The 13547-nt window shown below is 69.3% G+C and carries 12 protein-coding genes; 4 read left to right on the top strand and 8 right to left on the bottom strand.

The window, feature by feature from the left end; translation table 11 throughout:
- Nucleotides 1-62 precede the first annotated feature (62 nt).
- The 4 genes from ACFWAY_RS02035 (at nucleotide 63) to ACFWAY_RS02020 (ending at nucleotide 3181) form a co-directional block, all read left to right on the top strand.
- The gene (locus ACFWAY_RS02035; RefSeq protein WP_378455745.1) at nucleotides 63-1184 is read left to right on the top strand and encodes a YgfZ/GcvT domain-containing protein; all 1122 of its coding nucleotides are present in this window, start codon (nucleotides 63-65) and stop codon (nucleotides 1182-1184) included.
- Nucleotides 1181-1849: an MOSC domain-containing protein gene (locus ACFWAY_RS02030; RefSeq protein WP_378509677.1), complete on the top strand. Its 669-nt coding sequence runs from the start codon at nucleotides 1181-1183 to the stop codon at nucleotides 1847-1849. Before ACFWAY_RS02035 ends, ACFWAY_RS02030 begins: the two co-directional genes overlap by 4 nt.
- Nucleotides 1846-2799, top strand: coding sequence for an asparaginase (locus tag ACFWAY_RS02025; RefSeq protein WP_005561133.1), 954 nt, complete (start codon nucleotides 1846-1848; stop codon nucleotides 2797-2799). The genes ACFWAY_RS02030 and ACFWAY_RS02025 overlap by 4 nt, the downstream gene beginning before the upstream one ends.
- A gap of 181 nt (nucleotides 2800-2980) precedes the next feature.
- Nucleotides 2981-3181 carry a DUF3073 domain-containing protein gene (locus tag ACFWAY_RS02020; protein ID WP_005244376.1) on the top strand — a complete coding sequence of 67 codons (201 nt, stop codon included), beginning with the start codon at nucleotides 2981-2983 and terminating at the stop codon, nucleotides 3179-3181.
- A 111-nt stretch (nucleotides 3182-3292) separates the two neighbouring features.
- Here ACFWAY_RS02020 and purM read toward each other — a convergent pair whose 3' ends face one another.
- From purM to ACFWAY_RS01980, 8 genes are all read right to left on the bottom strand, one after another.
- Nucleotides 3293-4372, bottom strand: a complete 1080-nt coding sequence (gene purM, locus ACFWAY_RS02015; RefSeq protein WP_005244377.1) for a phosphoribosylformylglycinamidine cyclo-ligase — start codon at nucleotides 4370-4372, stop codon at nucleotides 3293-3295.
- A 120-nt stretch (nucleotides 4373-4492) separates the two neighbouring features.
- Nucleotides 4493-6076, bottom strand: coding sequence for an amidophosphoribosyltransferase (purF, locus tag ACFWAY_RS02010; RefSeq protein ID WP_378455747.1), 1584 nt, complete (start codon nucleotides 6074-6076; stop codon nucleotides 4493-4495).
- Nucleotides 6077-6637: 561 nt separating this feature from the next.
- Complete coding sequence (locus tag ACFWAY_RS02005) at nucleotides 6638-7024, bottom strand: sterol carrier family protein (RefSeq protein ID WP_378455748.1); 387 nt, start codon at nucleotides 7022-7024, stop codon at nucleotides 6638-6640.
- Nucleotides 7025-7028: 4 nt separating this feature from the next.
- Nucleotides 7029-7673 carry a CPBP family intramembrane glutamic endopeptidase gene (locus ACFWAY_RS02000; protein WP_378509676.1) on the bottom strand — a complete coding sequence of 215 codons (645 nt, stop codon included), beginning with the start codon at nucleotides 7671-7673 and terminating at the stop codon, nucleotides 7029-7031.
- Nucleotides 7670-9439 carry an alpha/beta hydrolase gene (locus tag ACFWAY_RS01995; RefSeq protein ID WP_378509675.1) on the bottom strand — a complete coding sequence of 590 codons (1770 nt, stop codon included), beginning with the start codon at nucleotides 9437-9439 and terminating at the stop codon, nucleotides 7670-7672. The genes ACFWAY_RS02000 and ACFWAY_RS01995 overlap by 4 nt, the downstream gene beginning before the upstream one ends.
- Before the next feature lie 3 nt (nucleotides 9440-9442).
- On the bottom strand, nucleotides 9443-11728 hold the full coding sequence (gene purL / locus ACFWAY_RS01990; RefSeq protein WP_378509674.1) for a phosphoribosylformylglycinamidine synthase subunit PurL: 2286 nt from the start codon (nucleotides 11726-11728) through the stop codon (nucleotides 9443-9445).
- Between the two features lie 143 nt (nucleotides 11729-11871).
- On the bottom strand, nucleotides 11872-13155 hold the full coding sequence (locus ACFWAY_RS01985) for a M18 family aminopeptidase (protein WP_378455752.1): 1284 nt from the start codon (nucleotides 13153-13155) through the stop codon (nucleotides 11872-11874).
- A gap of 25 nt (nucleotides 13156-13180) precedes the next feature.
- Complete coding sequence (locus ACFWAY_RS01980) at nucleotides 13181-13534, bottom strand: VOC family protein (protein ID WP_378455753.1); 354 nt, start codon at nucleotides 13532-13534, stop codon at nucleotides 13181-13183.
- Between the last annotated feature and the right edge of the window lie 13 nt (nucleotides 13535-13547).

Genomic DNA, 13547 nt, shown 5'->3' with positions numbered 1-13547 from the left:
GACACCCAGCCTATCGACCCTGCTGACCGCCACCTGTGGTCCATGGTCCCTAGACTGGGTTCGTGGTCGACAAACTGCCCGTCTCACCCAGTCCACTCGTCACGGCCCCGGGCGCGGTTCCTGCGCCCGAAGGCTCTCCCGACGCCGGCGTCGCCTGGCATCACGGCGATCCGCTCGGCGAACAACGCACCGCGGAACGTTCCGCGGTGGTCGTCGACCGTTCCCATCGGTTCGTCATCGCGATCAGCGGACCCGAACGACTCACCTGGCTGCACACCATCTCGAGCCAGCACGTCGCCGCGCTCCCCGACGGCGCGAGCGCCGAGAACCTCAGCCTCGACGTCAACGGCCGCGTCGAGCACCACTTCGTCCAGACCGACCTGGACGGTGTCACCTGGATCGACACCGAGGCCGACCGCGGACCCGACCTCCTGTCCTTCCTCACCAAGATGGTGTTCTGGTCCAAGGCCGAGCCCCGTGAGGGCAACGAGCTCGCGGTCCTCAGCGTGATCGGCCCCGACGCCGTGACGGTCCTCGACGCAGCCGGTGTCGGGGCACCCGCCGAGCCGTACGCCGCCGCCGCGGTGCCCGGGGGCGGGTTCGTCCGCCGTATGCCGTGGCCGACCGCCGACTCCTTCGACCTGCTGATCCCGCGGGAAGGACTCGCGACGTGGTGGGGCCGGCTCACCGCCGCCGGCGCCGCTCCCGCGGGAACGTGGGCGTTCGAGGCACTCCGGGTAGCCGCCGCACGGCCCCGGATCGGACTCGACACCGACGACCGCACCATCCCGCACGAGGTCCGCTGGATCGGCGGTCCCGCCGAGCACGGCGCCGTCCACCTCGAGAAGGGCTGCTACCGCGGCCAGGAGACGGTGGCCCGCGTCCACAATCTCGGTAAACCGCCCCGCCACCTCGTCCTGCTGCACCTCGACGGCAGCGCCGAAGGCCGGCCCGAACCGGGCGACCCGGTGACGGCGGGAGGCCGTGCGGTCGGACGGATCGGCACGGTGATCGACCATCACGAGCTCGGACCCATCGCGCTGGCCCTCGTCAAACGGTCCATCCCCACCGACACCGAACTGGTGGTCGGTTCGTGCGCCGCGTCCATCGACCCGGACTCGGTGCCCGCGGACGACACGGTCCAGGCGGGCCGAGCCGCCGTCGACCGGCTCCGGGGACGATGAGCGAGGCTACCGCGACGGCCGGCGAGGTGCTGGCCGTCTGCGTGCTGCACACCGAGCGGGACAGCGGCACCCGGAGGGTGACCCGCACGGCGATCGACAAGCGCCCCGTCGACGGCCCCGTGCGCGTCACGGCCGCCGGACTGGTCGGCGACCGCGTCTGCGACACCGAATACCACGGCGGCCCGTTCAAGGCCGTCTACGCCTACCAGGAGGACGAGGCGCAGCGCTGGGCGTCGGAGCTCGGCCGCGAACTGCCCCCGGGATGGTTCGGCGAGAACCTCCGCCTCGACGGGATCGCCGCGAGCGACGCCGTGATCGGCGAGCGCTGGCGGATCGGCACCACCGAACTGGAGGTGACCAGCCCGCGGACACCGTGTGGCACGTTCGGCGTCTGGGCCGCCGAGCCCCGGTGGGTCAAGCGGTTCTCCGAACGTGCGGACACGGGCGCGTACCTGCGGGTGGTGACGGAGGGGTCGGTCACCGCCTGGGACACCGTCGAGCGCATCCACGTGCCCGGCCACGGCGTCACCGTGCGCGATCTGTTCACCGGCCGCGACCCGGAACGGTTCGTGGCGCTGCTCGAACAGCAGGAGAACCTCTCTCCGACCGTCGCGGACAAGGCCCGCCGACGGATCGCCGGACTGGAAGTGCAGGTCAGGTATTGAGCATTGAACTGGTCGAGGTCGTCCGTTCCGGATTCCGTGAGTGCGTCCACCGCGGTTCCGCGGTGATTCTCCGCGCGGACGGCGAGATCGCGCTCACCCTCGGTGAGGTGCACACGCCGATCTACCCGCGGTCGTCGAACAAGCCGTGGCAGGCCGTGACGATGCTGCGGAACGGCTTCGAGCCGTCCAGTTCCGAAGAGCTCGCGATCGCGACCGCATCCCACGAGGGCGAGTCGGATCACATCGAACTCGTCGAGCGGCTGCTCGCCCGGTACGGCCTCGACGAGGACCAGCTCCGCTGTCCCGCCGATCTGCCCTCCAACGAACTCGCGCGGGCCGAACTGCTGGCCGCCGGTGAGCTCCCCCGCCCGGTGTACATGAACTGCTCCGGCAAGCATGCGGCGATGCTCGCCACGTGCCTGGCCAACGACTGGCCGTTGGACAGCTACCTCGAGCCGACGCATCCGCTGCAACTCGCGGTCGTCGAGACGCTCGGGTCGATCAGTGGCGACGTCGACGCCGAGCTCGGCATCGACGGATGCGGGCTGCCGATCGTCCCGCTGTCGCTGACGCATCTGGCGCGGGCGTTCGCCCGGCTCGTCACCGCCGAGCCCGACTCCCCCGAGCTCGCCGTCGCCGACGCCGTCCGCGAGCACCCGTACCTCGTCTCGGGCACCGGCAAGGACGACGCGCGGCTGATGCCGGTCGTGCCCGGGCTGATGACGAAGGCCGGAGCCGACGGTGTCTACGCCGGCGCTCTTCCCGACGGCTCGGCGTTCGCGCTGAAGATCGACGACGGCCACGAACGGGCCCGGTTACCCCTCGCCGCAGCACTTCTCCACCGGATGGGCGCCGAGTGGACCGAGGATCTGGCGGCCCTCGCATCGCAGCCGGTGCTCGGCGGCGGCGTCCGAGTGGGGACGGTCCGGGCAATTCCGGGAGTCTTCTGAAGGCGAAATACCGGCATCGGGGCAGCTCGCGAGCCCGGTGAGACTAAACCGACACCGCTTCGGGGTGTGGATGGAAGCGCGAGGGACTTTTCCACGCTAGAGTGTGGGGCAGGAACTTACACACTCAAACGGGGCCGCCAAATTCCCCAGGCCGCCCCGCGAAAGCGCGAGGGGGTCAGCCATGGGCCGCGGCCGGGCTAAGGCAAAGCAGACCAAGGTTGCACGCGAGCTGAAGTACAGCGTACCGACCACGGATTTCGACAGCCTGCAACGAGAGCTCTCAGGTGGGTCGTCCAACTCGCATCGGGACGAGGTCTTCGCTGACCAGCGTGCCGACAGGGAGGGTCACTCCCGGGAGGACGACGACGACTGGCGGCGCTGAGATCTGAAGACAACGAAATGAGGGGGAGCCGGTACCGGCTCCCCCTCATTTCCACATCTTCAGCCGGTCGGGGCCACTAGCTCGCCCCGTTCCGACAGACGGCGTCCGACCCTAGAACCTCGGGTGATCGCCGGCGAGAATTGCGCGCTCGGCCGACACGTCGTGCGACTTCTTGATGCTGCCCAGCGTCCAGCAGTCGATGTGCCGCGCCGTCAGGACGGCCAGCGCACGATCGACGTCCTCGGGCGCCACGATCGCGACCATGCCGACACCCATGTTGAACGTCTGCTCCATCTCGGCCCGCTCCACGCGTCCGCGCTGCGCGATCATCGCGAAGATCGGAGCCGGGCTCCAGGTGCCGCGGTCGAGTTCGGCGACCAGACCCTTCGGCATGACCCGCGCGAGGTTGTTGGCCAATCCACCGCCGGTGACGTGGCAGAACGTGCGCACATCGGTCTCGGCGGCGAGGGCCAGGCAGTCCTTGGCGTAGATCTTCGTGGGCTCGAGCATCTCCTCGCCCAGGGTGCGGCCGAACTCGTCGACATGCGCCGTCAGGCTCATGTGGTCGATCTCGAGCAGAACCTTGCGGGCCAGCGAGTAACCGTTGGAATGCAGTCCGGACGAACCCATGGCGATCACGACGTCGCCGGGACGGACCCGGTCGGGCCCCAGCACCTGGTCGGCTTCGACCACACCGACGCCGGTCGCGGACAGGTCGTAGTCGCCGTCCGCCATCACACCGGGGTGCTCCGCCGTCTCGCCACCGAGCAGCGCGCAACCGGCCTGGATGCAGCCTTCGGCGATGCCGCTGACGAGTTCGGCGACACGCTCCGGGACGACTCGCCCGACGGCGATGTAGTCCTGCAGGAACAGCGGCTCGGCGCCGCAGACGACGAGGTCGTCGACGACCATCGCGACCAGGTCGAGGCCCACGGTGTCGTGCTTGTCGAGTGCCTGAGCGACGGCGAGCTTGGTGCCCACACCGTCCGTGGACGCCGCGAGCAGCGGCTCCTTGTAGTCACCCTTGAGCGAGAACAGACCCGCGAATCCACCGAGACCACCGAGAACCTCGGGGCGGCTGGCGCGCTTGGCCAAGGGAGCGAAGAGTTCCACCGCCCGATCGCCTGCGGCGATGTCCACTCCTGCGGCGGCGTAGGACGCGCCAGGGCGACTTGTCGGATCCTCGGTCATGTGGTTGTTACTCCAGCCTTCTGTTGCTCGTCAAAATCGTGTCGGTCGGGCAATCGAGTGCTGTGATTGCGTCCTTACGGTACCGGAGTACGTTCTCCGGCCGGATCCCGATGGTCCGGCCTACGGCCGACTGAGGGCGTTCGCGTTGTCGTTCTCCCGCGTCGCGGGACCGCCTGCCGCGCTCTCGAGCATTCCCTCGAGAACGTTCTTTCCGATCGACGTCTCCGTGGGGAGCGCGATGGGGTACGTGCCGTCGAAGCAGGCCGCGCACAGTCGCGTCGCAGGCTGCTCGGTGGCGGCGATCATGCCTTCGGTGGAGATGTAGCCGAGGGTGTCGGCGCCGATGGAACGGCGCACCCCTTCGAGCATCTCGTCGAAGCTGCCGGGCTCGCCACCGCCGCCCGCGCCGTTGGCGATCAGCTCGGCCGGTGAGGCGAAGTCGATGCCGTAGAAGCAGGGCCACTTGACCGGCGGCGACGCGATCCGGACATGGATCTCCAGTGCGCCGGCCTCGCGGAGCATCCGGATGAGGGCGCGCTGGGTGTTACCGCGGACGATCGAATCGTCCACCACCACGAGGCGCTTGCCGCGGATGACTTCCTTGAGCGGGTTGAGCTTGAGGCGGATACCGAGCTGGCGGATCGTCTGCGACGGCTGGATGAAGGTGCGGCCGACGTAGGCGTTCTTCATCAGACCCTGGCCGTACGGAATGCCCGACCCCTGCGCGTACCCGACCGCGGCCGGAGTGCCCGATTCGGGGACCGGGATGACGAGGTCACCCTCGGCGGGGTGCTCGGTGGCGAGGCGGCGGCCGATCTCGACGCGGGTGGAGTGCACCGAACGTCCGGCGATGACACTGTCCGGGCGAGCCAGGTACACGTACTCGAACACGCAGCCCTTGGGCTCGGGGTTCGCGAAGCGGGAGGAGCGGACACCGTCGGCGTCGATGGCGAGCAGTTCGCCGGGCTCGATGTCGCGGACGAAGGACGCGCCGACGATGTCGAGTGCGGCCGTCTCGCTGGCCACGACCCAGCCGCGGTCCAGGCGTCCGAGGCACAGCGGGCGGATGCCGTGCGGGTCACGGGCCGCGTAGAGCGTGTGCTCGTCCATGAAGGTGAGGCAGAACGCGCCGCGCAGCGTCGGCAGGAGCTTCATGGCCGCCTGCTCGATGGTGCTGTCCGTGGCGGCGTGCGCGAGGAGGGCGCCGACGACGTCCGAGTCGGACGTGGCGCCGCCGGGGCGCTTGTCGTTGACCAGGCCGGCTTCACGGGCGCGCTGCGCCAGCTCCGCCGTGTTGACGAGGTTGCCGTTGTGCCCGAGGGCGATGCCGCTACCCGCGGCGGTGGTCCGGAAGATCGGCTGCGCGTTCTCCCACGTGGTCGAGCCCGTGGTGGAGTAGCGACAGTGGCCGACGGCGACGTGGCCCGGCATCGCTGCCAGGGTCTGCTCGTCGAACACCTGGCTGACCAACCCGAGGTCCTTGAAGACCAGCACCTGCGAACCGTCGGCGACGGCAATGCCCGCCGCTTCCTGCCCACGGTGCTGCAGAGCATAAAGTCCGTAATAGGTGAGTTTCGCCACATCCTCTCCCGGCGCCCAGACGCCGAAGACTCCGCATTCCTCGCGGGGCTCGTTCTCGTCCTCGTCGGACGGGTTCGAAGAGAGAAGATTAGGACTGTGGACCGACAGATCGGCTCTGGTCACCGGGGTGCTCCCTGGGGATGGGCGTGTGAGGGGCAAGGTCAGTCTACGTGCCCTTCGCCGTCGCTTCGCCCACGGTGCCGATCGAACCGGCCCGACTGGCGGACGGACGGCCGAAAATGGATTGGTTTCGGTGTCGATCAGCATCCTCGAACCACAGCGCGGGGGCTCTTCCGATGAACGTCCGCAGCACGGCACCGACCGGCGCAGAACGCCTGCTGAGCGCCTTCGAAGGTGCGATGGGCATCACCATTCCCGTGCACGTCCGGTGACCTCGAAATCGAGGGCGACGTCTTCCGGCTGCTGACGCTTCCGGATCTCGTCGACCGGCTGGGCACTCTCAGAGTCCGCGGATCCGACCGCGGCACCGTCCTGAAGTCACTGTCGACATTCGTCCGGCTCGGCGGCCTCGGTCTCCGTCCGACGTCGGTGGAGGTGCCCCGACGTCGCGGCCAGCGCCCTGGGGTTCGAGGAGAAGGACCGGCTGACGACCCGTCAGGTGCTCGCCGTGCGTCCGTCCGACGACGGGTCGAGCGGGCCTGCCGCGCGTTGTGGCTGGGCTAGCTATACGCGCAGCAGCGGCAGCCAGTGGGCGATCTCCCCGGCGCGACTCCCCGACACCGAGACTCCGCCGTAGGCGGTCGCGCTGTCGAACTCCAGCAGTCCCGTCACCAGCAGCAGCCACGTCCGGGGGTCGGTCTCCACGACGTTCGGCGGGGTGCCGCGGGTGTGCCGGGGACCCTCGATGCACTGGACCGCGACGAACGGGGGAACCCGCACCTCCACGCTCGAACCGGGCGCGACCTGCTCGAGCGTCCGCGCGCTGAGCCGGACCGCCGCAGCCAGCTGGGTGCGGGACGGTTTCTCCTCGGAATCGCCGCGCAGCCACGGACCGACCTCGAGTACGGCGGCCCTCAGTTCGGCGGGATCTACGGCTCGGCGCGGCGGCATACGCTCAATCTACTGTGCGGGCCCGCACGAATTCGGCGGCCACCGCCCCGCCGACATTGACCGAAAGGTGCAGCAGTGCAGGGGCTACGACGCTGCCGCTGCGTCGACGCAACCACTCGAACAGCCACGCGGAGGAACCGGTGAGCAGCACGCTCGCGGCGACACCGTCACCGGCGATCCGGGCCGCGCGCACGTGCCACAGCCCGAACGCGGCGGCGTGCAGGACGTGGGCAGGCGCGGGCGGCCAGGCCCGGCGCAGCATCGCGGACAGGACGCTGCGGAACATCAGTTCTTCGTGCGCCACGGTCCCCACCGGGATCCGGAACCCCACCCAGCCGACAAAAGCGGTGACGCCGTCGCCCGTCGGCACGCGTCTACGCAGTGCGGGCACGCTCAGTGTGATGGCGTATCCCGCGAGCGGAATCAGCGACGCCAGGGCGCCGTACCGCAGCCCGGACGGCACCTTCGACGCGGACAGGCCGAGTTCGTCGACGCCGTACCCTGCGGCACGCGCGGCTCCCACGACCGACAGTCCGAGCGCGCCTCCCGCGACGGCCCGCCCGTACGGGCCGAGCCCCGAACCGGGCAGCACCACGTTGTTCCACAGCACGGCCGCCGTCGCACCGGCAACGGAGGCGCGCCTGCTCACTTCTCCGGACCCTCTGTTCCGGCGAGGGATTCGAGAGTGGACCGGACGCGTTCGGTGTCGACTGGTGTCCACCCCTCGGGCTGGGCGACCGTGATCCAGCCGTCGAGGACGAGAGTCCCGTAATTGTGGCCGTGCCCGTCCGGCACCCCGGCGGCGTTGGTGAGGTCGGCGGAGACCTGCCAGAAGGTCACGAACGGAAACCATTTCATGGACGGCGAACGATCCTCGCCCGGTGGTTCCTTCAACCAGCCGGGCCGGGTGAACGCGAGGTCGGGCGACCACCACACGACGGGATCGGACGGATGCTGGATGTACAGGATGCGCGGCGACAGCCACTCGCCGGTGTTCTCGACCATGTCGGCGGAGTCGTCGGCGAACCGCACCACCAGACCCGCCGCGTACTCGGGGTCCACCTCGGGAGTGCCGGGGTCTCGGCGCTGGATCAGCTGTCCCCACAGGCGGTTCGAGTTGGGCGGTCCGACCCACAGCACGCCGTCGACGGTCTGCCGGATATCGCTGAGCGTGTCGAAGGCGCCCTCCCCCGCCTGCGTGCCGAGACTTTCGCCGTAGACCAGCAATTTGGGGCGCGTCGCCTCGGGTTCCTGCAGCCACCGCTCGTGCACGCGGTCGATCAGTTCCTTCCCCGCCTCCGCGGCCTTCTCGCGGTCGGCGAGGAACGAGATCCAGCTCGGCAGGAACGAGTACTGGCTGGCCACCAACGCCGTGTCGCCGTTGTGGACCAGCTCGATCGCCTGCGCCGCAGTCGGATTGATCCAGCCGGTGCCGGTGGTGGGGATGACGACGAGGACCTTGCGCGAGAACGCGCCGGTCCGCTCGAGTTCGTCGATGACGATATCCATGCGCGCGTCCGGGTCCTCGGCGGTCTCGAGTCCTGCGTAGACGCGGATGGGGTCCTTGGCCGGTGTGCCGTTGGCTGCCGTGAGTTCGTCGGCGTCGAGCCCTCGGGACACGAAGTTCCGGCCCTCGTACCCCAGGGTGTCCCAGGGGGCGAGCGACTCGGGGCTGCCCGACTTCTCCGGGTCGAGTGGTTGCTCGGTGCCGTCGCGGGTGGTCGAATTCTGCAGGCTGAACGCTGCATTCGTGGCGGCGTAGATGCCGCGCATCAGAACGCCGTCGACGAGCAGGAAGAACAACACCGTCACGATGAGGATGCCGACGGTGGTGGCCGTCGGGATCGCGAGGTGCCACCGCCGGATCAGTCGTGCCGCGATCCACCGCACCAGTTCGCGCAGCAGCCGCCACACCGAGATGATCGTGGCGCCCACGAGCAGGCTCAAACCGCCCGTGCGGATGTAGCCGGTGGTGGTGGTTCCCTCCGCCCCCATCAGCGCGGCGAGCTCGCGCTGCCATGCCGCGGAGTACGCGAGCATCACGAGACTCACGACCACACAGGTCACCGTCACGATGACGCGCAGACCGGTGGACCACGGTTCCGGCAACGGCCACCACGACCGGTGCCGCAGGAAGTAGCGGCGCACCAGCCAGCCGATCGCCGTTCCCACCGTGTAGCCGATCGCGGCGTTGATGCCGCCGATCAGCCCCTGGAACAACCAGTCGCGGGGCAGCAGCGACGGCGTCAGCGACCAGCAGAAGAACAGCGTCGCGAACGCGATGCCGGTGAAGTCGAGCCGAAGGAAACGCCAGGTCCGGTCGAGTCGGGGACCGTGGAGGAGTGCAGGATCAACCAGCCGCGAGAGTTCCCGCGGCCCCCTGTCAACCCTCTCCAATGCCCCCGATTCGACCATTCATCACCCGAACAATGCCGGCAGAGTTCCCTCGAACGTTGTGCGCAGCTCGGCCAGCGAGACCGAGAACTGGTCCTGGACCTCCACGGAATCGGACCCCTCGTCGACGACACCGATGCGCACCCACGGGAGATTACGGGCCGTGCACATGCCGGTAAAGCGAGTTTCCTCGGTGCGCGGGACCGCGACGAGCACGCGGCCCGACGACTCGGAGAACAGGGTGACGAACGGATCGGAGTCGTCGGGAAGCAGGATGCGGCAGCCTGTCTCCCCGGCCAGCGCGGCCTCGACGACGGTCTGCGCGAGACCACCTTCGGACAGGTCGTGCGCCGCGGACACCAGTCCGTCGCGGGACGCCGCGAGGAGGATGTCGGCCAGCAACTGTTCCCGCTCGAGGTCGACCTTCGGCGGAACGCCGCCGAGGTGGCCGTGCTCGACCTGCGACCAGATGGACCCGTCGAACTCGTCGTGGGTGTCGCCGAGCAGGATGAGCGTCTCGCCCGGTTCCAGTCCGAGACCGGTGGGGATCCGACGGTGCACGTCGTCGATGACGCCGAGCACTGCCACCACCGGGGTGGGCAGGATCGGGGTCGACCCGGTCTGGTTGTAGAAGCTGACGTTGCCGCCGGTCACGGGGATGCCGAGCTTCGCGCAGCCGTCCGCCAGGCCGCGGACGGCCTGCTGGAACTGCCACATGACGCCGGGATCCTCGGGGGACCCGAAGTTCAGGCAGTTGCTGACGGCCTTGGGGGTGGCGCCGGTGACGGCGACGTTGCGGAAGGCCTCGGCGAGCGCGAGCTGCGCGCCGGCGTACGGGTCGAGCGCGGTGTAGCGGCCGGACGCGTCGGTGGCGAGCGCGATGCCGCGGCCCGTCTTCTCGTCGACGCGGATCACGCCCGAGTCGGCATTCTCGGCCAGGACGGTGTTGCCGCGCACGTAGCGGTCGTACTGCTCGGTGATCCACTTGCGGCTGCACAGCGCCGGGGACGCGAGCATCTTCAGCAGGGTGGACTTCAGTTCGTCGGCCGACTCGGGACGCTTCAGTCCGGCGGTGGTGTTGGCGACGAGGGCGTCCTGGCTCGCGGGACGCTGCACGGGGCGCTCGTACACCGGGCCCTCGTGGGCGACGGTGCGCGGCGGCACGTCGACGACGGTCTCGCCGTGCCAGGAGATGGTGAGCCGCTCGCCGTCGGTGACCTCACCGATGACGGTGGCGAGGACGTCCCACTTCTTGCAGACCTCCATGAACGCGTCGACGTTGTCGGGGGTGACGACCGCGCACATGCGTTCCTGGGACTCGCTGGACAGCACCTCGGCCGCAGTCATGCCGGTGGCCCGCATCGGGACCTGCTCGAGGTTGATGTGCATGCCACCGTCGCCGGCCGCGGCGAGCTCGGACGTGGCGCAGGACAGGCCGGCGCCGCCGAGGTCCTGGATTCCGACCACGAGCTTCGCGGCGTACAGCTCGAGACAGCACTCGATGAGCACCTTCTCGGTGAACGGGTCACCCACCTGCACAGCCGGGAGCTTCTTCCGCCCGGTTCCGGACTCGTCGCCGTCGAACGTCTCCGACGCGAGGACGGAGACGCCGCCGATGCCGTCGAGGCCGGTGCGCGCACCGAACAGGATGATCTTGTTGCCGGCACCGGACGCGAACGCGAGATGCAGGTCCTCGACGCGCATCGCGCCGGCGCACAGGGCGTTGACCAGGGGGTTACCGGCGTACGACTCGTCGAACACGGTCTCGCCGCCGACGTTGGGGAGGCCGAGCGAGTTGCCGTACCCGCCGACACCGCGCACCACACCGTCGACGACGCGTCGGGTGTCGGGGGCATCCGCCGCACCGAAGCGCAGCTGGTCCATGACGGCGATGGGCCGTGCGCCCATGGCCATGATGTCGCGGACGATGCCGCCGACGCCGGTGGCCGCGCCCTGGTAGGGCTCCACGTAGGAGGGATGGTTGTGGCTCTCGACTTTGAACGTGACGGCCCAGCCGTCGCCGATGTCGACGACGCCGGCGTTCTCGCCGATGCCCGCGAGCATCGAGGAACGCATCTCGTCGGTCGTGGTCTCACCGAAGTACTTCAGGTGCACCTTGGACGACTTGTAGGAGCAGTGCTCGCTCCACATCACCGAGTACATCGCGAGCTCGGCCTCGGTGGGGCGGCGGCCCAGGATCTCCTTGATACGGGCGTACTCGTCGTCCTTCAGACCCAGTTCCTTGAAGGGCTGTGGGACGTCGGGGGTCGCGGTGGCGGCGGTGACGGTATCGACCGGGTGTGCTGACACTGGAGGTGGGGTCCCTTCCCTACGGGAGTCAAGAGAGGCAAGCCGGGAGTCACGGTCGGCGCAAGCCGGGTGGCGACGAGCCGTACGTCAGTCTATCCGGCGGCTCGTTCCGGTACCGACCTGGCGCTGCTCGCCCTGCTTCCTCACGCCGTCGGTGTGAGGAAGGCCGCAAGTGCGTCGGAATAGGCCCGCACGTCACGGGCGCCCATCAGCTCCCGCGACGAGTGCATTCCGAGCTGGGCGGCACCCACGTCGACGGTGCTCAGCCCGGTCCTGGATGCGGTGATCGGGCCGATGGTCGAACCGCACGGCAGATCGGCGCGGTGCACGTACCGCTGCAGCGGCACGCCGGCCTGGTCGCAGGCGAGGGCGAACGCGCCGGCTCCGGCCGCGTCGGTGGCGTAGCGGAGGTTCTGGTTGACCTTGAGCACCGGTCCCCCGTTGACGGCGATGTGGTGCGCGGGCTCGTGCCGGTCCGGGTAGTTGGGGTGCGTCGCGTGCGCCATGTCTCCGGACGCGCAGATCGATCCGGCCATTGTCTGCAGGAATTCTTCGCGACCGCCGCCGCGGCCGAGGACGATGCGCTCGAGCACGGTGCTCAGGAGATCGGAGAACGCGCCCCGATCGGACATGCTCCCCACCTCCTCGTGGTCGAACAGCGCGAGCACCGGCACCCGATCCCCGGGGTTCTCGGCCGCCGCGAGCAGCGCCTGGGTGCCCGCGTAGCAGGTGCCCTGGTTGTCGAGTCGCGGCGCACTGACGAGGTCCTGTTCGGTTCCGACGATCGCGCTGGGCGCGAGATCGTGGGTCATCAGTTCCCACCCGAGCACCGCGCCGGCAGGCACCTCCGCCCGGTCGGCCACGAAGTCGATGAACGAGCGGCGTTCGGACCCCACGCCCCACACCCCGTTGAGGTGGCGCTGCGGATCGAGGTGGACGCCCTTGCGGTCCTCGGACAGGTGGATCGCCAGCTGCGGGACGCGCAGGATCGGTTCGTCGACGCGGACGAGTTTCTCCTCGACCGTGTTGCCGGCCCGCACGCTCAGCCGCCCGGAGATGCCCAGGTCGCGGTCGAGCCACGAGTTGAGCCACGCGCCGCCGTACGGTTCGAGACCCACCAGCTGCCACCCTGCCGACGACAGGTCGGGGTGCTGCTTGACGCGCAGGTTCGGGCTGTCGGTGTGCCCGCCGACGATGCGGAACGGCGCCGTCCGGCCCAGTCCTTCGGTACTCCACGCGATGAGGGATCCGCCGCGCACCAGGAAGTACCGGCCGGGCTCGCCGGGCCACGAGTCGGTCTCGTGCAACTCGGTGAATCCGTTGCCGGTCAGCAACATCGACACCGTTTCGCACACATGGAACGGCGACGGTGATGCATCGACGAACGTGCAGAGTCCCTGGGCGTCGGCCCACGTAGTGGAAGGCATGGGGTCAATCATGCAGGACCCGCTGTCACGTGTGGGGACCCGAGACGCAGAACTGGTTGCCGTCGGGATCGGCGAGCGTGACCCACCGGAAATCGCCCATTTCGTGCTGTGCGACCTCCGTCGCGCCCTCGGCACTCAGCCTGCCCACCTCGCCGTCGAGGTCGTCGGACGCCAGGTCGAGGTGGATGCGGTTCTTCCCCGGAGTGGGGTCGCCGACCTTCTGGAACGCCAGTTTCTGCGCGGACTCCGGGAGTGCGACGACGTAGAACCAGCCGTCGTTCTCCTGCTCGATCGTGCCCGCCGTCTGCTTCGCCCACCACTTCGCGAGCGGCCCCGGATCCGTGGTGTCGAACGTGATCATGCCGAGTGTGAGTGCCATGCCCGCACAGTAG

Origin of the sequence: Rhodococcus sp. NPDC059968 (assembly GCF_042738615.1) — a bacterium.
Lineage (GTDB): Bacteria > Actinomycetota > Actinomycetes > Mycobacteriales > Mycobacteriaceae > Rhodococcus_F.
The sequence above is the reverse complement of the archived record's forward strand: the minus strand, read 5'-3'. Positions and strand labels throughout refer to the sequence as shown.

Bases quoted from the DNA above. Each gene is read 5' to 3' on its own strand.
- ACFWAY_RS01980 (WP_378455753.1), bottom strand. From the start codon at position 13,534: ATGGCACTCACACTCGGCATGATCACGTTCGACACCACGGATCCGGGG.
- ACFWAY_RS01985 (WP_378455752.1), bottom strand. From the start codon at position 13,155: ATGCCTTCCACTACGTGGGCCGACGCCCAGGGACTCTGCACGTTCGTC.
- ACFWAY_RS02030 (WP_378509677.1), top strand. From the start codon at position 1,181: ATGAGCGAGGCTACCGCGACGGCCGGCGAGGTGCTGGCCGTCTGCGTG.
- ACFWAY_RS02005 (WP_378455748.1), bottom strand. From the start codon at position 7,024: ATGCCGCCGCGCCGAGCCGTAGATCCCGCCGAACTGAGGGCCGCCGTA.
- purM (WP_005244377.1), bottom strand. From the start codon at position 4,372: ATGACCGAGGATCCGACAAGTCGCCCTGGCGCGTCCTACGCCGCCGCA.
- ACFWAY_RS01995 (WP_378509675.1), bottom strand. From the start codon at position 9,439: ATGGTCGAATCGGGGGCATTGGAGAGGGTTGACAGGGGGCCGCGGGAA.
- ACFWAY_RS02020 (WP_005244376.1), top strand. From the start codon at position 2,981: ATGGGCCGCGGCCGGGCTAAGGCAAAGCAGACCAAGGTTGCACGCGAG.